The 23,294-nt window shown below is 46.5% G+C and carries 20 protein-coding genes and 1 tRNA gene; 9 read left to right on the top strand and 12 right to left on the bottom strand.

From position 1 onward, the window contains the following. Nucleotides 1-2 precede the first annotated feature (2 nt). Both selD and ICN26_RS01855 read right to left on the bottom strand, forming a co-directional pair. Entirely contained in the window at nt 3-1,049 is a 1,047-nt protein-coding gene (selD, locus tag ICN26_RS01860) for a selenide, water dikinase SelD (RefSeq protein ID WP_216266403.1), read from the bottom strand. Nucleotides 1,050-1,100: 51 nt separating this feature from the next. Next, a complete protein-coding gene (locus ICN26_RS01855) occupies nt 1,101-2,270 on the bottom strand; it encodes an SUMF1/EgtB/PvdO family nonheme iron enzyme (RefSeq protein WP_216266402.1) in 1,170 nt (389 codons plus the stop codon). Between the two features lie 350 nt (nt 2,271-2,620). Between ICN26_RS01855 and ICN26_RS01850 the strand changes: the two genes are divergently transcribed. Beyond that, nucleotides 2,621-3,007: a VOC family protein gene (locus ICN26_RS01850; RefSeq protein WP_216266399.1), complete on the top strand. Its 387-nt coding sequence runs from the start codon at nt 2,621-2,623 to the stop codon at nt 3,005-3,007. 35 nt (nt 3,008-3,042) lie between these two features. Here ICN26_RS01850 and ICN26_RS01845 read toward each other — a convergent pair whose 3' ends face one another. Next, complete coding sequence (locus ICN26_RS01845) at nt 3,043-4,482, bottom strand: glycine betaine ABC transporter substrate-binding protein (RefSeq protein WP_216266398.1); 1,440 nt, start codon at nt 4,480-4,482, stop codon at nt 3,043-3,045. A 227-nt stretch (nt 4,483-4,709) separates the two neighbouring features. Between ICN26_RS01845 and ICN26_RS01840 the strand changes: the two genes are divergently transcribed. After that, nucleotides 4,710-5,135 carry a PAS domain-containing protein gene (locus ICN26_RS01840; RefSeq protein ID WP_216266396.1) on the top strand — a complete coding sequence of 142 codons (426 nt, stop codon included), beginning with the start codon at nt 4,710-4,712 and terminating at the stop codon, nt 5,133-5,135. A gap of 81 nt (nt 5,136-5,216) precedes the next feature. On the opposite strand, the gene ICN26_RS01835 is transcribed toward ICN26_RS01840, so the two are convergent. The 6 genes from ICN26_RS01835 to tsaE all read right to left on the bottom strand — a co-directional run bounded on the left by ICN26_RS01835 (nt 5,217) and on the right by tsaE (nt 9,294). After that, the gene (locus ICN26_RS01835; protein WP_216266395.1) at nt 5,217-6,623 is read right to left on the bottom strand and encodes a DUF2252 domain-containing protein; all 1,407 of its coding nucleotides are present in this window, start codon (nt 6,621-6,623) and stop codon (nt 5,217-5,219) included. Nucleotides 6,624-6,726: 103 nt separating this feature from the next. Then, complete coding sequence (locus ICN26_RS01830; RefSeq protein WP_216266392.1) at nt 6,727-6,924, bottom strand: hypothetical protein; 198 nt, start codon at nt 6,922-6,924, stop codon at nt 6,727-6,729. Nucleotides 6,925-6,951: 27 nt separating this feature from the next. Beyond that, nucleotides 6,952-7,149 (bottom strand): hypothetical protein, encoded by a 198-nt coding sequence (locus ICN26_RS01825; protein WP_216266390.1) that lies wholly within the window; start codon nt 7,147-7,149, stop codon nt 6,952-6,954. Between the two features lie 130 nt (nt 7,150-7,279). Further along, nucleotides 7,280-7,355 (bottom strand) — tRNA-Lys (locus ICN26_RS01820). An 86-nt stretch (nt 7,356-7,441) separates the two neighbouring features. Continuing rightward, entirely contained in the window at nt 7,442-8,779 is a 1,338-nt protein-coding gene (locus ICN26_RS01815) for an N-acetylmuramoyl-L-alanine amidase (protein ID WP_216266389.1), read from the bottom strand. A 2-nt stretch (nt 8,780-8,781) separates the two neighbouring features. After that, complete coding sequence (gene tsaE / locus ICN26_RS01810) at nt 8,782-9,294, bottom strand: tRNA (adenosine(37)-N6)-threonylcarbamoyltransferase complex ATPase subunit type 1 TsaE (RefSeq protein ID WP_216266386.1); 513 nt, start codon at nt 9,292-9,294, stop codon at nt 8,782-8,784. 43 nt (nt 9,295-9,337) lie between these two features. On the opposite strand from tsaE, the gene queG reads away from it, so the two are divergent. The 3 genes from queG to ICN26_RS01795 are packed head-to-tail and all read left to right on the top strand — an operon-like array spanning nt 9,338 to nt 11,601. Then, the gene (gene queG, locus ICN26_RS01805) at nt 9,338-10,432 is read left to right on the top strand and encodes a tRNA epoxyqueuosine(34) reductase QueG (protein WP_216266384.1); all 1,095 of its coding nucleotides are present in this window, start codon (nt 9,338-9,340) and stop codon (nt 10,430-10,432) included. A gap of 42 nt (nt 10,433-10,474) precedes the next feature. After that, entirely contained in the window at nt 10,475-11,260 is a 786-nt protein-coding gene (locus ICN26_RS01800) for an AzlC family ABC transporter permease (RefSeq protein WP_216266382.1), read from the top strand. Next, nucleotides 11,260-11,601 (top strand): AzlD domain-containing protein, encoded by a 342-nt coding sequence (locus ICN26_RS01795; RefSeq protein ID WP_216266380.1) that lies wholly within the window; start codon nt 11,260-11,262, stop codon nt 11,599-11,601. The genes ICN26_RS01800 and ICN26_RS01795 overlap by 1 nt, the downstream gene beginning before the upstream one ends. A gap of 19 nt (nt 11,602-11,620) precedes the next feature. Here ICN26_RS01795 and ICN26_RS01790 read toward each other — a convergent pair whose 3' ends face one another. Further along, a complete protein-coding gene (locus ICN26_RS01790) occupies nt 11,621-14,698 on the bottom strand; it encodes an FAD-binding and (Fe-S)-binding domain-containing protein (RefSeq protein WP_216266378.1) in 3,078 nt (1,025 codons plus the stop codon). Beyond that, complete coding sequence (locus ICN26_RS01785) at nt 14,695-15,378, bottom strand: GntR family transcriptional regulator (protein ID WP_251367006.1); 684 nt, start codon at nt 15,376-15,378, stop codon at nt 14,695-14,697. Before ICN26_RS01785 ends, ICN26_RS01790 begins: the two co-directional genes overlap by 4 nt. A gap of 180 nt (nt 15,379-15,558) precedes the next feature. Between ICN26_RS01785 and ICN26_RS01780 the strand changes: the two genes are divergently transcribed. From ICN26_RS01780 to ICN26_RS01770, 3 genes are all read left to right on the top strand, one after another. After that, nucleotides 15,559-16,743 carry a pyridoxal-phosphate-dependent aminotransferase family protein gene (locus tag ICN26_RS01780; RefSeq protein ID WP_216266376.1) on the top strand — a complete coding sequence of 395 codons (1,185 nt, stop codon included), beginning with the start codon at nt 15,559-15,561 and terminating at the stop codon, nt 16,741-16,743. Nucleotides 16,744-16,872: 129 nt separating this feature from the next. Continuing rightward, nucleotides 16,873-17,277, top strand: a complete 405-nt coding sequence (locus ICN26_RS01775; protein WP_216267619.1) for a GlcG/HbpS family heme-binding protein — start codon at nt 16,873-16,875, stop codon at nt 17,275-17,277. A 6-nt stretch (nt 17,278-17,283) separates the two neighbouring features. Then, entirely contained in the window at nt 17,284-18,702 is a 1,419-nt protein-coding gene (locus ICN26_RS01770; RefSeq protein ID WP_216266374.1) for a DEAD/DEAH box helicase, read from the top strand. On the opposite strand, the gene gluQRS is transcribed toward ICN26_RS01770, so the two are convergent. Beyond that, complete coding sequence (gene gluQRS / locus ICN26_RS01765) at nt 18,689-19,642, bottom strand: tRNA glutamyl-Q(34) synthetase GluQRS (protein ID WP_369411768.1); 954 nt, start codon at nt 19,640-19,642, stop codon at nt 18,689-18,691. The genes ICN26_RS01770 and gluQRS overlap by 14 nt on opposite strands. Before the next feature lie 15 nt (nt 19,643-19,657). Here gluQRS and dnaE point away from each other — a divergent pair, with 15 nt between their 5' ends. Continuing rightward, a complete protein-coding gene (dnaE, locus tag ICN26_RS01760) occupies nt 19,658-23,284 on the top strand; it encodes a DNA polymerase III subunit alpha (RefSeq protein WP_216266372.1) in 3,627 nt (1,208 codons plus the stop codon). Nucleotides 23,285-23,294 lie beyond the last annotated feature (10 nt).

Below are 23,294 nucleotides of genomic sequence, written 5' to 3'. Positions count from 1 at the left end.
CTTTAGGCGACAGACAAGCCCGTACCCGCTACGAACTGACCGATTTTTTGAGCACTAGCAAAGCCGCCTGCATTGAGAATTGATAAGACTTCAGACTCTTGCTCTGGTGCGCAAGCAATCAGTAAACCACCGCTGGTTTGTGGATCGGTAAGCACATTTTGTTGCCATAGCTCTAGGTTGCTCGCGAGCTGAATTTCTTTGCCGTAGCCAGCCCAATTGCGCGTAGATGCGCCGGTAAAGATGTCTGCTTTGACGTGCTCAATTGCTTCCTTCACAACTGGAATAGCATCCCAGTCGATCTTGGCCATTAAATTGGAGCCTCGTGCCATCTCTAGCAAATGCCCTGCAAGGCCAAAGCCCGTGACATCGGTTAAGGCATGTACACCATTTAGCTGGGAGAGTGCCACACCTGGCTTATTCAGTTTTGTGGTGAGGGCAATCATCTCTTTGTAACCCGCATCAGAGAGAACTTCTTTCTTTAGTGCTGCAGAAAGAATGCCTACACCTAAGGGCTTACTGAGGATGATGCTATCGCCTGCTTGAGCACCGCTGTTACGTTTCAACTTTTTTGGGTCGACTACACCAATCGCGACAAGGCCATAAATTGGCTCTACCGTATCAATAGAGTGACCACCAGCAATCATGATGCCCGCATCATTACAGACGGATTCGCCACCAGCAGTCACTTGCTGGATCACTTCTAAAGGTAAAACTTGAATTGGCATGCCCAGTAGGGCTAGTGCAAACAGGGGCTGAGCCCCCATTGCATAAATGTCAGAAATTGCATTGGTGGCAGCAATACGGCCAAACTCAAATGGATCATCTACGATTGGCATAAAGAAATCCGTCGTAGCAACAATCGCCTGATTTTCATTTATCTGGTAAACGGCAGCATCTTCGTTGTTATCGGAACCCGCTAACAAAGCAGCGGGTAGATTGCGCATTGGTGAGGCCTTCAGGATGTCACTTAAGACGCCAGGTGCAATCTTGCAGCCACAGCCTCCGCCGTGAGAAAGAGAGGTAAGGCGACCGTTATAAGGTGTAGTCATAAAGTATTAACAATTCAGATTAAAAGTAGTAGTTACCGCAACATCATGAGCTTACTCAATTTGGAGTAAACACGTACGAAAGCCGCAAAAATGATCGCTTCTCTGACCTTGATAAAAGTTACGAAATGCCACTCTTCTCAAGCGATCAGGGGTAAACGAGCTGCCACCCTTAAGCACCTGATAGCTGCCATCAAACCAGGGCTGTGAGTAGTCGACATAGGGATCGGCACTAAATCCTGGGAAGGGTGAAAAAGTGCTGCTAGTCCATTCCCATAAATTAGATGATTGCCAAGCCCCCTGTTTTTGCGACATTAATAGGCCAAGCTCATATTCGTTAGGTAGGCGTACTTGATGGTGCTCACAAAAACGCTGAGCATCTAAATAGCTAATATGACGAACAGCCGCTGCGCGATTTAAAGGTAGCCATTGATTAAACATTCGCTCCAACCAAACAGCTCCATCCTTTTTCCAGTGAGAGGGTGGTGCTACAGGCGTGGACTGGGCAAGATGACTTGGTGATTCTAGGAAGTTTAGATAGTCGCCATTGGTGACGGGTGTACTCGCAATATCAAATGCGGGTAGGTCAACAGAGTGCAGCCACTTTTCATTATCAAAAATAAAGCCGGAGCCCTGCTCGGAACCTGCTTGTATTGTTGATTTTGGGAAATGAATCCAGGTTTGCGGATTGGTCTCCAACTTGCTCTCTTTAGTGAAGGGAGTAAAGGGGGTAAAAGGAATAGGGCGTCCCATGGTCTGCCACATATAGGCAAATGCTTCATTGTGCATATCCTGATGCAAGATTGCCAGCTGGATAAAGTAGGCAACTTTATTGTCGATTGGTGCGCGCAGTAACTCTTGGGTGGCTTCAATGACGCTGTGGTTGTATTCCAGTAAGCTATCTAAGGATGGCATTGGAGTGGACCAACGATCTTGATGTGCCATCTCTGAGGAATTAAATAAGTAATCAGCGTTCTGCATGAATGATGGCTTACTCTCTTGGCCATCGCGATGAACCCAGAATTCATGAAACCAGGTTAAGTGACCCAATTCCCACAGCGGGGGATTCAGAATGTTGAGTTGGGGAACCATCTGATCTGCTGCCGAAATATTGCTCAGAATCTGACGGGTGATGCGGTTACTTTCCTCTAGCCACAGAGCCAAGGTCGACCCGGGTGGATGCGGAGTGTAGAGAGGATAATCGTTGCTTAAGGATTCGGACATACAGTATTTTTAGGTAAATCTTGAGAGTGCAGCAGGCGACTCATTTCAGCATTCAAATATAGGGTTTTTCTCAAAGATACTGCAAATATCAGGCTAGTGCGTATTATCGCTTTATAGGTGAGTTATTGCACTGTAGAAGACCACTAAATAGCACTTTTTTAGATTCATCAAAGATCAATTCCATGCGCTCTATATTTCTGATTAAAAGAAGGTTGCAGCAATTTTATGATGATGTCATGAGTCTCATAAAAGCCAATTTGCGCTAACACCTGACACATTATTTCTTTTCAGCCTGTCAGGCCAGTCCAATCGTAGTCATTTTTAGTACATGTATTTAAATAAGGAAAATTATGTTCAGTCACATTATGTTGGGTGCAAATGATTTGGAGGTCTCTAGAGATTTTTATGATGCCGCCTTAGGGGCATTGGGAGTTAAGCCTGGAAGCTTCAGTCATAATAAATATTTTTATCGTGGCCCTGGTGGCGTTTTTGCAATCACTAAGCCTATTGATGGCAAGGAAGCTACTCATGCCAATGGCGGAACGATTGGCTTTGCTGCTAAATCGATGGCTGATGTAGATGCCTTTCATGCCATTGGTGTTGCGCATGGTGGGACGTCATGTGAGGGTGACCCAGGCTACCGCGAAGGTGTCGCTGGAACTATTTATATAGTGTGGTTAAGAGATCCCGCTGGCAATAAGATTTGCGCAATGCATAGGCCCCCGAAAGAAGTCTGAAACAAGGCTCAAATAAGGCCGAAGCAAATCAAATACTAGATATTTTTTGATTTGTGTTTTGGCGTCAGAATCATTTGCGCTAACAGAGCCAGCATAGCGGCTGGGATGGCTCCAGCAAGCATCAGCGCGTGGTCGTTTACGGCCAGCCCAGCTACTATGCGATCACCAAATCCGCCGGCACCCACTAGCGCTGCTAGGGTGCAGGTACCAACTCCAATCACGGTTGCTGATGCCAAACCCGTCATGATGACGGGCCGAGCAAACGGAAGCTCGATTGACAATAGTAACTGCCACTCATTACAGCCAAGAGCCAGCGCTGCTTCTTTGAGATTGGATGGAACCTCCACCAAACTAATGTGGGTTGCATTCACAATGGGCAGTAGGCCATATAGAAATAGGGCTAAAACTGCTGGCACAGCCCCTATTTGATCTAGTAAAGCAATCAATATCGTCAGCAGTGCAAGTGAAGGTATGGTTTGCAAAATACCAGTAGCCCCTAAAATCCAAGCTGCATATCGGGGTCTTCGATAGGCCAGAATGCCTAGAGGAATTCCGACAAGAAGAGCCATCGTTGAAGAGATCGCTACAAGCAGAACATGATCACGCAGAGTGGTCAAAAAATCTGAACCAAAGAGTAGCTTAAAAAACCGAGAGAGCTGGGTTTGACTCTGCTGATCATTTACGCTTGCGTTTAAAAAAATATTTGCCACTTTTTCAAAACTAAGGCCTGACTCAGCCAATCCATTAAGTTTGGCCATGGTGACTTCGTCTAATTTCCCCTCTAAGCTTTGTAAGGGCTTTTCATCAAAATCAGAGCGCATTAACAACACGGCATCATAGCGTGGAAATGCCCCCCTATCGTCTTCCAATAGAACCAGATTCTTTTGCGCAATCGCCGCATCAGTGGAGTAGGCGTCCACAATATCGACATCGCCTCGTGCCAGAGCATCGTAGGCTAGGCCATGCTCTAGTACTTTCCCTGGCTTCATTGTTAGGCGGTAATTTTTAACCAGCGCAGACCAACCATCCGCCCGAGTCTTAAATTCTGGAGATAAGGCGATTCGCAAAGTGGCTTGCTGCTCAGTGCTGAGGTTTGCAATATCGCTGATACGCTTTAGGCCTAAAGTTCTAGCTTGCTCTGCCCTCATGGCAAGTGCATAGGTGTTATTGAACCCAAGTGGTACCACTACTTTTAAGCCCTTAGGCTTAAGCCAAACATTGAGCTCGCTCAGTGATGCTAGGGTTTCTGAGCGTTTTAGAATTTCTCGCAGAATGGTACCGGTGTACTCTGGGTAAACATCAATCTGACCCGTTGTCAGTGCTTGAATGACAATCGCAGTATTGCCAAGGCCTTGCCGATGGATGGCTTGAACGCCAGCATCCCGTAATGTTTGATTGACCAGCTCCCCGAGCACGTAGCTTTCTGTAAAACGCTTTGACCCAACTACGGTATTTTTTTCTATAGGCTGCGCCATTACGGAGCAGCTGAGGGCTACTCCGATGCATAAGCTGAGCTTCATCCACAAAGGAAAAATATATTTGCTGAAATACAAGTGGGAGTGACCTCTTAAATAACGGAAGATCCCATCATAAAAGCCTTTGGCTAATCTTGCCTGATAGGCTAGTTTTTAGTGATACCACTTTAGGGTGGCATTTACTGTTACATTAGTATTGATACAACTTAATAGCAAAGACTATTTATATGTCAGTTGACTTAGATTTTAAAGCGCTGGTTACACAACTAGGTGAAGCAGTCATTATTTCTGACCGAGATGAAAATATCTTATTTTGGAATGTATCTGCCGAACGGATCTTTGGATTTACTCCCGATGAAGCTTTGGGTAAAACGCTCAGCATCATCACGCCTGAGCGCTTTAGAGAGCGTCACTCGAAAGGCTACTTTCATACCATTCAGACTGGGCAAACTAAGTATGGACATACTTTACTGAGAGTCCCTGCAGTGCATAAAGATGGACGCTCTATTTCAATTGCATTCTCAGTAAGTATGTTATTTGATGAGCAAAAGCAAGCTATTGCAATAGCGGCAATCATTCGAGATGAAACAGAGCGGTTTCAGGAAGAGCGTCAGTTAAAGGCAAAGCTAGCAGCTTATGAGAGCAGTGATTGATATTTATCACAAAGTTAATACTTGTAATCTCAGCATCGAGCTCTAAATACAGATATGAATTTTTTGTTCAGTAGCTAGATCTTAAAAATTCTCTGTAGCACAAGAGACTTTGCCCGATTTAATTGCTCTTAAAAATGTGGCATAGTCAGCCTCATTCTGTTTGCTATAAGCAATCGAGAACTTGACGAGAGCATCATCTAGGGCTTCGCTTTTTCCGCAGTAGCCGGCAAGAACTGCAGGATCTCCTGATCGGGCATGGGCGTTAGCTAATGCCCATCCAAAGAGTTTTGCAAAGTCAGGAAATACTTTCGTGTTGATGCCGTCTCCCCCAACTGAAATTCCACCTTTCATGTCGCGCAGTTGTCTTACATAAAAATCGGATTCTACTGTTTTTCCAAAGCCGAGAAAGAGGTCTGGAGCGCCTTGTATTAAGCATTGCCCATGAACAACACGCTCTCCCTCGGACTTAAATTGCGTATCTGGGAAAAAGGAAGCCAGAACAGACTTTTGCGCCTGTTTCGTTTGGAGGAAAAGTGGGTCATTTGCATCAAGCCCCTCAAAGTACATTACCCAGCAAGCAGTACCTACACTACCAACCCCAACAACTTTTCTTGCCCAATCAATCCATTTGTAGCATTCCAATAAATGTCTTCGATCTGGCGCTAAAGATTGAATATAGGAATTTAAACCTTCGTCATTAAGCACAGTAATTCTTGTTCCATGAGGTGAAAATTCGGGATGCTCTATGAGCGGAGGATTATTGATGAGTCGAATTCCCTCGTCACTTAATTCGGTTAGTTTTCCAAGCATGCCATGGCCACTATTTTTCCGAGCCTTATCTAATAAACCCTTTAAATACTTTTGGCTTGCAGCATTTGCATTTTTTGCGGCGACACTTGTCAATGATTTTTCATCTATATACGAACGTTTGAGATCAATGTAGGGCATAGAAGCATATTGATGAAGATTATTTCTATATGCTCTGGAGATATTTCGCACAATATCCTCTCCATAAGCTTGATCTTGACCAAGCAACTTCACGGCAATCATCGCGCTTGCTGTCAGCCGCTTTAAATCCCAGTCAAAATTTCCGGGAAGCGTTTCATCAAAATCATTAATTCCAAAGACTAATTGGTGTTCAGTTGTGGAAAAGAACCCAAAGTTACTAACGTGCATATCTCCACATAATTGAACTTGAATGGAAGGGCTTAGGAGTTTTGATAAGTCATGCGCCATAGTTGCAGCGCCACCTCTAAAAAACGCAAAGGGATCGGCCGCCATGCGAGCATGGCGAATTGGAACATACTCAGGAATTCGGGTTTTAGCTTGAGCAAGCAGAATCTCAATTGGGCCTTGGCGCTTGCTCACTTCGGTAAATTGCCCAATTGAGGAGCGATCAACCTCTTTGCGAATCGATTTTCCTAAATTAAGCCGCTCTTGAGGGCTTGGATTCTTTTTAAGAAATGATTCATACAGTTTGCTGGTCATGGTTCTATGATCTCATAGACTTTGGGCAGTAAAAAGCCCCGCAGAGCGAGGTTTAGTAATGCTTGGTGGATCGGGCGAAATTTGAACTTTCGATCAACAATACTTAGGCGCTAAGTTGGCGCTGTTTAATCAGTTCAGCAGCTGTGATCCGAACAATCTTGCCGTCAACAGTAGTTACGATTGCCGTATTGGTTTGTATTGCCAAGTCGATTGCTGCTTGCCCCGCTCGTTGCATAGCGTAGTAGGATCCAGCGATATCGGGATCCAGAGAATTACGAATGTCTTTGCTAGGGGTAGTCATGGCTAATTTTCTTACTCATTGCAGTTGTCATCTGATTAGATTTACAGCATAGCGTTGCTTAGCTTCCTTTATTAGTTTCACAATGCTCTTTTTGTCGGATACATAATCAGTCAGGCTTTTCTGAAGCCGCTCAGTCAGGGCGATGCCTTCGATGCGAGCGTTGGCTAAAGCGTTGGAAGCAATGTATTGGCGAAGTTGTTGTGTAGTGGCAAGCTTAACTAACATTTATCCATTTTAGTGGATTTAGGGTCGATTTCATAACTAATAAATGACCCTAAAGCATGCCTGAAAGAGTTATTTTTAAAGGATATCGCAGGCAATAAAAAAGCCCCGCAGAGCGAGGCTTAGTAATGCTTGGTGGGTCGGGCGAGATTCGAACTCGCGACCAACGGATTAAAAGTCCGCTGCTCTACCGACTGAGCTACCGACCCAGTAAAATGAAGATTATAGCAAGAAGTTTATGGGCGCTCCCGGGTCAGTAGGCGTCTGCCTTCAAGCCCTTGTACTTACAAGAGTGCTATGCGTTTGCGCGTCTAGCAACGGGTGGATTTTTAGAGAAATAGTCCTTAATTCCCCTCATAATCGCTTCAGCAATTCGGTCTTGGTAGGCATCATCATTGAGACGCGCTTCTTCTTGAGGGTTGCTGATAAAGGCCGTCTCCACCAAGATGGATGGAATATCTGGAGCTCTCAGAACAGCAAAGCTGGCTTGCTCAACTTTTGGTTTATGTAGTGGGGCAAATCCACTGATTTGCTTGAGGATGGAAGTGCCTACTTGAAGTGAGTCTTTAATCTGGGCGGTAGTCGACATATCGAGCAATAGATTGGCTACCTGTTTATCTTGCGTCTTGATATTGATTCCACCGATCAAATCAGATGAATTTTCTTTATTGGCCATCCAGCGTGCTGTCGTACTACTTGCACCCATTTGAGATAAAGCAAAGACCGAAGCACCTTTTGCTCTCGGTTCGATAAATGCATCTGCGTGAATCGAGACAAATAAATCGGCTTCAACGCGACGTGCCTTTTGTACTCGCGTATGCAGGGGCACAAAGTAATCACCATCTCGCGTGAGGAAAGGGCGCATATAAGGATCACTCTCAATTTTGTCGCGTAAGCGTCTAGCAATCGAGAGAACAACATGCTTTTCTTTAGAGCCCATGGTGCCAATAGCGCCTGGATCCTCTCCACCATGCCCTGCATCAATTGCAATGGTAATGAGGCGCTTATGTTTGGATTTTGTAGAAGCTTCTTTTACATCTGGAATGGCTTGCGCCACTGGAGCCTTGGGTGCATCCTTTTCTTTTTTTGTAGCGAACTGCGCAATCAAGTCAATTTCTTCATTGGCTTTATCCAAGGCGCTTTCTTTGCGGGCACTACTTTTGACTAACTCCATTAAAGGGTCTGGTGGTGTAGCAGGGTAGAGATCGAGCACCATGCGGTATTGGTATTCCGCTATAGGATCTAGCGTGAAAAGCTGTGGCTTCACAGGCTCTTTGAGATCAAATACCAGCCGCACCATACCGGGTTGGAACTGCCCCACCCGAATCTGTGACACGTATGGGTCATTCGACTTTACTTTAGCCACTAAGTCTTTCAGGGTGGAATTGAGTTCCATACCTTGAACATCGACCACCAAACGATCAGGATTGGTAAGCAGTTGTTGGGTAATGGGAAGCGCTTTATCCGATTCAAGGGTAATACGCGTGTAATCCTCCGCCGGCCAAATACGAACACCGAGAATTTTGGCTCCCCAAGCAATATCCATTTCAGTAAAGAAGAGAATGAAGCCCATCATCTTTGCTGAAGTTTTGAGATGCTCTCTTCTAGAGGAATTGATGGGGGGCTTACTCATTGCTATGAGATGTTCATCTTATCGAGAACAGTCATTCCTTGAATTGAACTTGCTTGGAAAAGGATATTTCTTTCACTTTCATCCGTACTAGCCATCAGATGAATTTCAATATCAAAAACCGGCAGCGTCCCTTCAGCTTTTTCTGGCCACTCCACTAAACAGAATCCAGGCTCATCAAAATACTCCGCAAAGCCGGCCTCTTGCCATTCCAAGGGATCTCGCATGCGATAGAGGTCAAAGTGGTTGATCGCTAGAGTCTTCCCATGGATGATGAGCGGATAGGGTTCACATAAGGTGTAGGTTGGACTCTTCACTCGGCCCTCATATCCTAGGCCTTGTATGAGATGGCGGGCAAAGGTAGTCTTGCCAGCTCCAAGATCACCTTCTAGTGAGATATTGAGGTGAGCGCTTTGATCTGCCTGAAAAAGATGGCCTAGACTTGAGGCAAGCTTTTGCGCTAAAGCAGCTGTATCCGCTTCTTGCCTACAATGTTGAGTAAATGAATTCTGAGCCATTCGCCTAGTTTATTCAATTATTAAGCTACATTCTGTATTCCTAATGACTTCTTCTCAAATACCTAACTCTGTTGATCAGGCTAATCTGCGTGAATGGCTGGGTGAGCAGTCTCGAAAATTGGGTTTTGATGACTTGCGTATTACTGATACCCATCTTGGTATCGCAACTGAACGTCTGAATGACTGGCTTGCACAAGGGCGGCACGGTCAGATGGAATATATGGCCAAGCATGCTCAAGTACGCTCGGATCCAAGCCTCTTAGTTCCGGGTACGGTGAGGGTCATTTGCGTCACCATGAATTACTTATCCCCTGCAATAGACTTCGATCATGAATGGGGCAGATTAAGAGATCCTACTCAAGCAGTGGTATCGATGTATGCCCGTGGGCGTGACTATCACAAGGTGATGCGCAATCGTTTGCAAGAGTTTGCTCAAATGATTGAGAAACAGATTGGAGCATTTGGCTATCGTGTGTTTACTGATTCTGCACCCTTGATGGAAGTGGAGTTAGCTCGTAAGGCAGGTTTGGGTTGGAGAGGCAAACATACCTTGTTACTCAATCGTGAATCTGGATCGACATTCTTTTTAGGTGAGATCCTCGTTGATGTTCCGTTACCTGTAGATCAAGAACAGGAGTCGCATTGCGGAACTTGTCAGTCTTGTATAGACGTTTGCCCCACACAAGCCATTACTGCGCCTTATCAATTAGATGCGCGACGCTGTATTTCGTATTTGACGATTGAGAATCCAGATGCCATTCCGGTGGAGTTTCGTAGGGCGATGGGTAATCGTGTTTACGGATGCGATGATTGCCAATTGATCTGCCCTTGGAATAAATTTGCTCAACGCACAGCCTTGCCAGATTTTGCTGAACGCCATGGCCTCGGAAAGGCGAGTCTTTTGCAACTGTGGTCTTGGACTGAGGATCAATTTGAGAGACGCCATGAGGGTAGTGCTATTCGTCGCATTGGCTACTCTAGGTGGCGCAGAAACTTAGCAGTGGCCATGGGGAATGCTTTAGCAGCTGATGATCTATCCGAATCAGATAAAGATCTCCTGCGGCAGGCTTTGCAAGGCGCCTTACCTTTGGCAGATGCCTTGGTAGCTGAGCACATCGATTGGGCGCTGAGTTGCTAAGTATTTTTTGGCAAAGTACGTAGTAACTCTTACAATCAAAGTATGTCATCAGCCGATCAACCTTTTATAGACCCCAGTGAAATCAAGCCAGAAGCCTCAGTGGTGCAGCGCTATAAAAATCGCAGTGAGGCTTTTTGGGCAGGTATTCGGGATGCGGCTGGTGCACCTGCTATGGTGCTCTTTGCTGGCATGGTGGGCTTTGGTGCGATGGGTAAAACTAGCGGTATGGATGCTTGGTTTACCACTGCCACCAGCTTCTTCATGTTTGCATTACCTGGTCAAGTGGTTTTACTTGAGATGGCAATTACCGGATCATCAGTTATTGCTATTGCCCTCGCAGTGACTTTAACTTCTACGCGCTTCATCACGATGACAGTGACGCTCTTTCCCCAGTTTCATGAAAAAGATCGTAATCATGGGCTTTATGCTTCGGTACATCTGCTAGCAATGACTGCTTGGGCTATTTCTATGCGCGAGTTTCAGACGATTGAAGCGAGGCACCGCTCGAGTTATTTCATTGGTCTTGGTTTGCTGTGCTGGATTATTTCTATTCCGGGCACTATCCTTGGCTATTTATTGGCAGGTGTCGTGCCGCCGTACGTCACGCTTGGCCTCGTTTTCATTAACCCATTATTCTTTTTGCTGACCTTTACCGAAGTCAAGCCTTGGGTTAACCGAATCGCCATTGGCCTAGGTTTTGTATTGGGCCCCTTTTTCTTTCTCTTAGATCGCGACACCAGCTTGCTGACCACTGGTCTAGTAGGAGGAACGATCGCTTATGTATTTGATCGTAAAGTGCTGCGCAAAAGGGCGGGGGTGATCAGTTGATGAATGCTAGCCTCCAAGGCTGGGGTTTGTGGATTGCCTTAGCAGGCGCCACAATTGGAACTTATATTTGTCGTGCCATTGGTGTTTTGCTCGCTAAAAGAATTAATCAAGAGAGCGAAATCTTTCGCTATCTTTCTGCCGTCACTTATGCGATGGTAGCGGCCCTCGTTGTCAGAATGGTCCTCATGCCGATTGGCCTCTTATCAACCGTACCCGTATGGATTCGACTTCTGATTTGTGCCTTAAGTATTGGTGTGATGGTTTCAAAGCCAACACACCGTCTTGTTCCAGCCCTATTGACTGGAACCTTGCTGATGCTAGCGTACGGTGTTATTCGTTAACTAGTATTGACATCCTGTTTTAGAGATGGGCTGCCAAGATCTTGGCAATATGTACAGCGTCTCTTTGGGTGCCATCAGCAATCTGGTGGCGACAGCTGGTGCCATCTGCGACTACCCAACTATTTGGTGCTTTACGAATCGCGGGTAAGAGGCTAGCTTCTGCCATTTGCTTAGAGACTTCAATGTGCTCAGCCTCGTAACCAAAGCTACCAGCCATGCCGCAACAGGAAGACTCAATTAGCTTAGGCTCTGCATTCGGAATAAGTTTCAGAAGTTCCATTGCAGGCGTGACAGCAGCAAATGCTTTTTGATGGCAATGGCCATGAAATAGCACAGGGCGCGTTGCCGTTTTCAGTGACAGTTTAAGTTTGCCTGTTTTGGCCTCACTTGCTAAAAATTCTTCTAAGAGCTGCGCATGCTTACTAACAGTAACTGCGCGCTCACCAAAGCCCATCACTAATGCTTCGTCCTTTAAGGTGAAAAGACAGGAGGGCTCTAGACCAATAATGGGGATATCTTTTTCTGCAAATGGAGCTAGATGATTGACTAATTCATCTAGGCTTGCTTTGGCTTTATCGACCATTCCAGCTGCTAGGTAAGTACGACCACAGCAAAATTCTTTGGAGCAGGTATTGTTACTATCACTTGGAGCTTTGGTCTTTTGAGGAATGTGAACACGATATCCAGCCGCTTGTAAAACTTGTAGAGCCGCACGTAAGTTCTCGTCCTCAAAATAGGCATTGAAGGTATCAGCTAATAACACCACTCCCTTATTACCATTTGCATCTAATTTGCTCAGTTCTGCGGGGGTAAATTGATAGGGTGCAATTGCACTTGGATTGTTCCAGAAGTTTTTTGCTTTCCAGATCGGCAGACTTCTTTGTGCAGAAATACCCATGACCCATTCTTGTAATTTAGCAATAGGCGTAATGTGGTTGCGAAGATTGAGTAAGGCGGGAAGCCCTGGAATACTGCTGATGATAGGGGCATATTTTGGCAAATAGGCAACCGCTAGATCGCGCATCGTATGACCAGTTCGCTTCTTGTAAGCAGATAAAAACTCGATCTTCATCTTCGCCATATCAACGCCAGTAGGGCATTCACGGCGGCAAGCTTTACAGCTAACGCAAAGTTCCATCACTTCTTTAATAGCGTCGCTAGCGAGTGGTGAGCCCCCGTCTTTTATATCTAGTTGATTAGAGAGAGCTAGGCGTAATGTATTGGCGCGACCACGGGTGAGGTGCTTTTCATCACGGGTAACGCGATAGCTTGGGCACATCACTTCCGCATCAAACTTACGGCAATGACCATTGTTATTACACATCTCTACTGCTTTAGCGAAGCCCATCGCAGGATCGCCGCCAGAGCCTGGTGCACTAGTTTCTTCAGTAACGGGATTGTTCTGTACATTCCAGGTAGACCAATCTAAGGCTGGTTGCAGCGGAATTACTTTGTAGCTCGGTGGAAAGCGGAAGTTACTCGCATCATCCATCTTTGGTGGGTTAACGATCTTGCCGGGATTAAATAATCCCTTGGGATCAAAAGCATGTTTGATTTCAGCGAGGGCCTGCGTAATATTTGGACCAAATTGCCAAGAGATCCATTCACCTCGGCAGAGTCCATCACCGTGTTCACCGCTATAAGCACCTTTGTACTTGCGAACTAGGACAGAGGCTTCTTCGGCAACTGCGCGCATCTTTTGTGCACCATCGCGACGCATATCTAAAATAGGACGGACATGGAGGGTGCCGACGGAAGCATGTGCATACCAAGTGCCACGTGAACCGTATTTTGAAAATACATCTGTCAGTGCTTGAGTGTATTCAGCAAGACTCTCTAGTGGAACTGCACAATCCTCAATGAAGCTTACTGGCTTGCCATCACCTTTTAGACTCATCATGATGTTCAGGCCAGCCTTACGCACTTCCCACAGATTCTTTTGCAAACTAGCATCAGGCATCGCAACTACCGATCCCGCAAGCCCTAGGTCCCCCATCAGATCCTGTAAAGACTTTAATTTCTCAAGCAGTGGGGCATGCGCTTCGCCCGAAAACTCTACTAATAAGATAGCCTCAGGCGTTTGAGCGCTAGCATCAATCAGTGCAGTCTCAATAGTTTTCTTAAAGCTAGGATTGTGGCGCGCCAAGTCAATCATGGTGCGATCGACTAACTCAACAGCGGTAGGCCCAAGCTTAACGATATGTTGCGCGCTATCCATTGCCTTGAAGAAGCTTGCAAAGTTCACTACTCCAAGTACTTTATGTTGCGGTAATGGTGCTAACTTCAGCTCAAGTGATTTGAAATACGCTAATGTGCCTTCACTGCCCACTAATAAGTGGGCTAAGTTAACACTACCGTCTTGGGTGTAGGGAAGCTCGCTTTGTGGATGGAATACATCTAGGTTATAGCCAGCGACACGACGCAAGACTTTGGGGAAGTGTGCCTCGATCTCAGGTTGTAATGTATTAGCAAGCCCCTTAACAAAGTCACCCAATTGTTTTGCAGCACCAGAACTATGGGCGTAATTTCCAAAGCTAGCTACCTGTCCATTTGCTAGCCAGGCATCAATACCTAAAACATTGTGCACCATGTTGCCATAAGCAATTGATCGACTGCCGCAAGAGTTGTTACCTGCCATGCCGCCAATGGTTGCTTGTCCTGCAGTAGAAACGTCTACTGGGTACCAAAGGCCGTGTGGCTTGAGTGCAGCGTTGAGGTGATCGAGCACAATGCCCGGCTCAACAATTGCTGTGGCCTTGATTGGATCTGCATGCAGGAGTTTGCGAAAGTATTTAGTGTTATCGATAACAAGTGATGTGCCGGTAGTCTGTCCGCACTGACTAGTACCTCCACCACGAGGCAGAACTGGAATACCTAAGTCAGCTGCAATCTGAATCGCCGTCGCAATGTCCTCAGCTGTTTTAGGAATGAAGACGGCAACTGGCATGGCTTGGTAGATCGATGCATCGGTTGCATAACGCCCACGACTAGCTATATCTGTCATGACCTCGCCAGAAGTTTCTTGCTTCAGGCGTTTAGCAAGCTCTGCCTTATTGGCAACAAATTCAGGCAATGGCAAATCAACTGGCTTGTTCATGCTGCAACCTTCTCTTTAGATTCTGAGTCAATTAATTGAATCACGACATCACGTTTATTCATTACATGCTGCATCATGACCTTGCGCATCCGCACGCTATCGCGAGCCTTTAATGCGTCCAACATTTCTTGATGTTCTTCAACGGCTTTTTCCCATTTGACGCCATCTTGATTAGAGCGAAAGCGGAGCGCTTCAATGCGAGCATTGACTTGGCTAAATAGTTGGCTCAGGACAGGATTGTTCGCTGCGTGATTAATAGCTTGGTGAATTTTGAGATTGAGTCGATAGTAGCTAGATAAATCTCTACGGGCATACGAGGCCATCATTTCATATTGGAGTGCTTCAAGTTCAATCAGTGTTTGATCACTAATATTTTGTGCTGCTAGTTCTCCAGAAAAGCCTTCTAAATTGGCGATTACATCAAAGGTGTGAATGATGTCGTCTCTGCTCAGTTGAACGGCAATAGCACCACGGTTAGCAATTAACTCAACCAGTCCATCAGCGGCCAAGCGTCGAATTGCCTCGCGGATAGGAGTGCGTGAGACATTGAGCTGCTCTGCTAGCTCACGCTCATTGAGCTTACTACCAGGCGTAATGGCGCCCTCCACCAATAAAGCCCTGAGCTTAAGGAAGATCGCTTCATGCAAGTTTTGTGTATTTGCTGGTGTTGTGAGCATCATTTGAAATGCCTTAAATTTGTATACATAATTACTATAACGCATCTAGAAGCATAAATTACGCTGTAAATAGCTTATTTTTTTGACTATTTGATAATTATTTTGCATACAAAATTGTAAATTGCCCAAAAGTGACTTACACTAAGCCACAAGATTAACTACAAAAACCAAGCGAGACTCAGCATGCTAAAACTAGATAACCACCTCTCGGGGCGTCATTTCTTACATATCCCCGGTCCAAGCCCGGTACCTTCGCGGATTCTGAGGGCGATTAGCTATCAAACCATCGACCACCGTGGTCCCGAGTTTGGGGAATTTGGTCTCAAGGTTTTAGATGGCATTAAAAAGATTTTTAAGACCGAGCAACCAGTCATTGTTTACTCTGCCTCTGGAACGGGTTCATGGGAAGGCGCTTTGGTAAACGTCCTTAACCCTGGCGACAAGGTGCTCTTCTATGAAACCGGCCAGTTTGCTAACTTGTGGTTTGCCTTAGGTAAGCGTCTCGGTTTAAATGTTGAGGTAGTGGGTAAGCCTGGTCAAGATACTTGGCGTTGGGGTGTAGATGCATCAGTAATTGAAGAGCGTTTACGCAAAGACGCTGGACATGAAATCAAGGCAGTTTGTGTAGTTCATAACGAAACCTCTACTGGCGTTACTTCGAATATTGAGGCAGTTCGTAAGGCGATTGACTCACTGAAGCACCCGGCTTTGTTATTGGTTGATACCGTTTCTGGCTTAGGCTCTGCGGACTATGAGCATGACAAATGGGGCGCTGACGTGACTGTTTCTGGGTCGCAAAAAGGATTAATGTTGCCTCCTGGTATTGGTTTTAATGCCTTGTCAGCCAGAGCAATTGAAGTCAGCAAAACCAACAAGATGCCGAAGTCTTATTGGGCTTGGGATGAAATTTTGGAGTCCAATAAATCAGGTTATTGGCCAACCACTCCAAGCACCAATTTAATGTATGGCCTGCATGAAGCAATCGATATGATGATGGCCGAAGGTCTAGACACTATCTTTGCCCGTCATCAACGTTTGGCGGCAGCTTGTCGCGAAGCAGTTAATGCATGGGGCTTAGAAATCCAGTGTCAAGATAAAGATTGCTACTCGCCAGTACTTACTTGTATTACTACTCCAGAAGGCATGAATGCGGATGTTCTGCGCAAGCATGCCCTAGAGAAGTTCAATTTATCCCTAGGTACAGGCCTTGGAAAAATCAAAGGTAAGGCCTTCCGCATTGGTCATTTAGGGGATTGCAATGAGCTTAGTCTGATGGCCGCGCTGAGCGGGGTAGAGATGAGTTTGGGTGCGATGGGCTATAAGCCCAAGTCAAGCGGTGTTGTTGCTGCCCAAGAATTTCTAAAATAATCAGTAAGTTGGGTGTAAATGGGGTGTCGGCTAGCGAATCCACTGGCTTACACCCTTTATAATTCAAGCACTTATAAAGATAGCAGTTTCATCAAATAAAACATATTCGAGACAGAGAGAGTAATCATGTTGGCAACTAAACCGTATTTAACCCAGACCGATGTTCAAAAGATTTTGGATGCCGCTGACAAGCACGCTGCTGCCAATAACTGGGCTGTGACGATTGCTGTCTGTGACGACGGTGGTCATCTCTTAGGTTTGATCCGTCGTGATACATGCGCTCCTGTCTCTGCTTACATCGCTCAAGAAAAAGCGCGTACTGCTGCACTGGGTAAGCGTGAGAGTCGTGTATACGAAGAGATTATTAATAATGGCCGTACTTCCTTTTTATCTGCCCCGCATATTTCAGGCATGTTGGAAGGTGGCGTCAATATCGAGGTAAACGGGTTTACCATCGGCGCAGTCGGCGTTTCCGGCGTTAAATCGACTGAGGATGCCGAAACCGCAAAGGCCGGCATTGCAGCCATTCTGTAAGTTACCTTGACAAATACTGTTCCTGAAATAAATTCCTCTACCGGCGCTACTGAGAGTAGCGCCACCCCAGCAACAATTACCTTTGCTGACTTTGGTTTAGATCCAAAGATTCAAAAAGCGGTTTCTGAGCAGGGTTACAGCATTCCAACTCCGATTCAAGCGCAATCGATTCCGCACGTTTTGGCGGGAACCGATTTGATGGGCGCGGCTCAAACAGGTACCGGCAAAACGGCTGCTTTTGTTCTGCCCATTATTCAAAAGATTCTGCGCCACGCTAGCAGCAGCGCTTCCCCTGCTCGCCATCCAATCCGTGCTTTGGTCTTAACACCAACGCGTGAGCTGGCTGTTCAGGTTGCTGAGAATGCAGCAAGTTATTCCAAACACACCGATTTGCGTGCTGCCGTGGTTTACGGTGGCGTAGATATGAAAGAGCAAGTGGCCACACTACGTGGCGGTGTAGAGATTTTGATTGCTACCCCGGGACGCTTGCTTGATCACATTGGTTCTAAAGTGGCCAACCTGTCTCAAGTAGAAATTCTGGTGCTAGACGAAGCCGATCGCATGCTCGATATGGGCTTCTTGCCTGACTTGCAGCGCATCATTGATTTGATTCCGGCTCAGCGCCAAACTCTGTTGTTCTCCGCTACATTTTCACCAGAGATTAAGAAGCTGGCACAAAGTTATTTGCGCACGCCGGTGACTGTTGAGGTGGCGCGCCAAAATGCTGCGGCAGATACTGTTAAGCAAGTAGTCCATATGGTGGCTAGTGCTGATAAGCAACAGGCGATTGTGAAAGTGCTTGAAGCGCGTACTCGCCTGGGCTTATCTCGTCAGTGCATTATTTTTACCAACAGCCGTTTAGGTTGTGCAAGGCTAGCTCGCTCATTGGAGCGTGATGGTATTAAAGCTGGTGCGATTCATGGTGACAAGAGTCAGGGTGAACGCACTCTAACTCTAGATGCATTTAAGTCAGGAGCGATCGAGGCCTTGGTTGCAACTGATGTGGCCGCTCGTGGTCTAGATATTCCATCTATGCCTTGCGTAATTAATCACGAGTTGCCATTTAATGCGGAAGATTTTATTCATCGTATTGGTCGTACAGGTCGCGCTGGCAGTAAGGGCGATGCAATTGCATTGGTTGATGCCAGTGAAAAACGTTTACTCGACGATATTGAAAAGTTGATGAAGCGCAAGTTAGACATTCAGCCGTTGCCTGAAGGCAACTCACGCCCCGTACCCAGTAGGACTTCGTCGAGATCAGATGTGCCAGCAAAAATGTCAGATCCATTTTTCTACAAGCCTTATGAGCCTAGCGCTGTAGTTAAGTCAGCATCAGAGTCTGTAAATTCTACAGAGAAAAAAGTGGGGATTACTCCCGCAAAACCAGCGCTTGGCGCTTTACTTGGCGGCTTTAAGAAAAAATAACTTTTCTGTCCCAAGCCTGGGTGGCTGCCAAAAGCCACTGTGCAATCGAAGTTTCTTCTCCATCCGGAAGATCCCTCAGCCCTAAATGCCTAGCGGCTCTGCGTAACTCTTGTAAAGCCTGCTGCGCATTCTCAGTATGAATGGCGCTTGCCAAAGTTTGCTTACTGAGTTTTTCGCCATGCTCATCAAGCACTAGTGGTAGATGCAGGTAGCTCGGAGTTTTATGTCCCAAGACCCTTTGCAGATAAATTTGTCGTGCTGTGTTATCCAGTAAATCTGCCCCGCGCACAATATGCGTAATTCCTTGCTCGGCATCATCCACTACGACGGCCAGTTGATAGGTAAATATGCCATCTCGGCGATGCAGGACAAAATCTCCTACTTCTCGATTGAGATCTTGAGTTTGTTTACCTAGGGCTAGATCTTCAAAATGAATGCTGAGTCCGGGTGGCAAGGCAAGTCGCCAAGCCACTTCGGTTGATGATCTCTCTCCTTCATCGTATGAGAAGAGTTCATGAGGTCTACAGGTTCCGGGGTAGACCATCTCATGATTGCGGGGGGTCATTACGCCACGAGCTTCTAGGGCGTTTGCAATGCCTTGTCGAGAGCAGGTGCAGGGATAGATGATTTGGAGCTGATTTAAGCGCTCCAGAGCCTTTTTATGGCGCTCTTGATGCTTGGATTGCCAAGTTGGTTCCTCGTCCCAAGTGAGGCCGCAAGCAAGCAATTGGCGCAGGATTTCTTGATCCGCCCCAGAAATATTGCGGGGAGTGTCTAAATCCTCCATTCTGAGTAGCCATTTCCCGTGATTTTTACGGGCATCTAACCAGCTTCCTAGGGCAGCAACAAGCGATCCCGCATGAAGCGGGCCAGTGGGCGAGGGGGCAAATCGCCCGCGATAGCCGTCGGCTGGGGGTGAGGGGTTTTTGAAGTTCGGCACAGCTAAAATGATCTCATGGCTTCACCCCGTTTTGTTCATCTGCGCGTCCATTCCGAGTTTTCAATTACGGATGGCGTCGTTCGCATTGACGATGCGGTAGCTGCTGCTGAAAAAGATGGCATGGGCGCCTTAGCCCTTACCGACTTAAGTAATTTATTTGGCCTGGTTCGTTTTTATAGTACTGCACGCTCTGGCGGTATTAAGCCAATTGCAGGCGCAGATGTTTGGGTGAGTAATCCTCAAGACCCAGATCAACCTCATCGTTTATTACTTCTAGTACAAAATCACTCCGGCTATCTCAATTTATGCCAGCTCTTGACTAAAGCCTCCCTTGAGAATCAATCCCGAGGTCGAGCTGAGATTGATCTGAAATGGTTTAGCGAACCAGCTTCAAAAGCTGAAGATAAAGCTGCAAAAAGAACGCTGTCTTATGGATTAATTGCACTTTCAGGTGGGCGCTGGGGTGATGTTGGTGCTTCGCTCCTAGCTGGTCAAGAAGATTTAGCGAAAGATGCTGCTAAGCGTTGGGCGAGCTTATTTCCAAATGCTTTTTACATTGAAGTACAGCGCGGTGGCCATCCTCAGGATGAGCAGCAACTACAACTGGCTTGCCATCTTGCTAGTGAAATGGATTTACCGGTTGTTGCTACGCATCCAGTGCAGTTTATGCAGCGTAGTGACTTCACAGCCCATGAAGCACGAGTCTGTATCGCTGAAGGTGAGCTTTTAGGTAATCCTCGTCGCACCAAGAAATTTAATGAAGAGCAATATTTTTTATCTCAAGAGGAGATGGAAAAGCGCTTTGCAGATTTACCAGTTGCACTTGCAAATTCAGTGGAGATTGCCAAGCGCTGCAACCTCTCTTTGACTTTAGGTCAGCCGCGTTTGCCGGATTTCCCAACACCACCAGGTATTACGCTCGACGATTATTTATTGCAGCAATCTGAAATTGGCTTAAAGCGTCATATGGAGCGTAATTTCCCTGACGCAGAAGAGCGTGCCAAGGAAGAGTCCCGCTATCACGAGCGCCTGGTATTTGAGGTGAAGACCATTGCTCAAATGGGTTTCCCTGGTTATTTCTTAATTGTTGCGGACTTCATTAACTGGGCAAAAAATAATAGCGTACCTGTAGGTCCAGGCCGTGGATCTGGTGCTGGCTCTTTAGTCGCCTATTCATTAGGCATTACTGATCTTGATCCACTGCGTTACAACCTTCTCTTTGAGCGCTTCTTAAATCCTGAGCGGGTGTCGATGCCCGACTTCGATATTGACTTTTGCCAGCATGGGCGCGATCGCGTGATTCAGTACGTAAAAGATAAATACGGAAAAGATGCGGTTAGTCAAATTGCGACCTTTGGAACGATGGCTGCACGTGCGGCAATCCGTGACGTTGGTCGCGTGCTCGAGCAAGGCTATAACTTCGTTGACGGTATCGCGAAATTGATTCCGAACAAGCCAGGTCAGTACATGACTATTGAAATGGCTAAGAAGGAAGAGAAGCAATTAGGCGAGCGTGAAAAGAATGAAGATGAAGTGCGTCAACTGTTATCTCTCGCACAGCAATTAGAAGGCATGACTCGCAACGTGGGCATGCATGCGGGCGGTGTATTAATTGCGCCTGGTCGTTTAACCGATTTTTGCCCGCTCTATACCCAAGAGGCGAAAGACTCCAAAGACCAAGAGAGTGGTTCAGTCATTAGTCAGTTTGATAAAGATGACGTAGAGGCGATTGGCCTGGTGAAGTTCGACTTCCTGGGTTTAACCACCTTAACAATTTTGGCGGCTGCTGAGAAATGGATTAAGACGTTACATACCGATCGTAAAGATTGGAATATCGGTGAAATTCTGCTCGACGATCAAAAGGCTTTTGAAGTTTTAAAGAATGCTAATACGGTCGCCGTCTTCCAGCTAGAAAGTCGCGGCATGCAAGGCATGCTTCGGGAAGCTAAGCCTGACCGCTTCGAAGATATTATTGCTCTTGTTGCTCTCTACCGTCCTGGTCCAATGGACCTGATCCCGGACTTTATTGAACGTAAGCACGGGCGGCAAAAAGTAGAGTATCCGGATCCTCGCATTGAGCCCGTTCTGCAAGAAACCTACGGCATCATGGTTTACCAAGAGCAGGTGATGCAGATGGCGCAGATGATCGGCGGCTATTCACTCGGTGGCGCTGATATGTTGCGTCGTGCAATGGGTAAGAAGAAGCCTGAAGAGATGGCGCAGCATCGCAAGATTTTTAGTGATGGCGCAAAAGCTGGCGGTATTACTGAAGGTAAAGCCAACGAGATTTATGACTTGATGGAGCGTTTTGCAGGCTATGGATTTAATAAATCCCACGCTGCTGCTTATGCGCTCTTGGCATATCAAACTGCTTGGCTAAAAGCCTACTACCCCGCTGAATTTATGGCAGCCAACTTATCGCTCGCAATGGATGACACCGATAAGGTGAAGATTCTGTATGACGATTGTTTGGCAAATCATATTCGCGTGTTTTCACCAGACATTAATACTGGCGTGTTCGTGTTCACACCATTGCGCGCACCAGATGCGGCACCGGATTCTCCTATTAGCCATATTCGCTATGGTTTAGGTGCGGTTAGGGGAACTGGTGAAGCGGCAATCGAAGTGATTGTGAAGGCCCGTGAAGCTGGCGGTCCATTCAAGGATCTGTTTGATTTCTGCGCACGCGTGGATCGTAGACAGGTAAACCGTCGAGCGATTGAGGCTTTGATGCGTGCTGGCGCCTTTGATAGCTTGTATAAGGACTCCATTCCTGCTGGTGGCAATCCTTACGATATTCGATCTACTCTACTGGCTTCTCTTGCGCGCGCAATTGAAGCTGCCGAACAAGCTGAAGCTTCAATTAATCAAGTAAGCTTGTTTGAGGTGGCAGGAGAAGACGATCGTCATTTACCAGAGCTAGTTCGCGAATTACCATGGTCTGAAAAGAAACGTCTCCAAGATGAGAAGAGTGCTCTTGGGCTTTGTTTAACTGGCCATATGTTTGACGCCTATCGCGACGAAACGGCGCATTTCATTCGCCAGCCATTGGCCAAGGTAACTGAGGGCAAGGATCAGTTGATCTCCGGCATTATTACCTCCGCTCGGATGCTGACTGGTCAGCGTGGACGTATGATGATTGCAACCATTGATGATGGTACTGCTGCGATTGAAGTGACTCTTTACAGCGAAGTCTATGAACCCAATCGTTCTTGGCTCAAAGAAGATGAGTTGCTGGTGGCTAAGGTCAATATCACTCCGGATAAGTTTTCTGGTGGAGTGAGAATCGTTTCTGAGGCGGTGATGGATATTACGGGAGCCCGTATGCGGTTTGCACGCAACTTGCATCTGTCGATCGATTCAGCAATTGATCTCAAATCCTTACGTAGCCAAATTGGACCTTACTTGATGAGCAACCGGGTACGCGATCCTAAGCTAGGTCCTGCGGTAGCTTCGATGCCAAGCGCTAGCGAAGGCATGAAGGGCTTAATGCTTACTGCTGTAGTCACCACCAGTGGTGGAGCCTGTCTGATGCAGTTCCCGGAAGAGCTCCGAATTTATCCAGATGACGCTTGCTTACATAGTTTGAATCAAATTTTGGCAGCCAAGCAATCTAATACTGTTCAAGTTCAGTACCTCTAAGCGAGCATCA

Origin of the sequence: Polynucleobacter hallstattensis, assembly GCF_018881835.1 — a bacterium.
GTDB lineage: Bacteria > Pseudomonadota > Gammaproteobacteria > Burkholderiales > Burkholderiaceae > Polynucleobacter > Polynucleobacter hallstattensis.
This window is presented reverse-complemented; position numbering and strand designations above follow the sequence as displayed.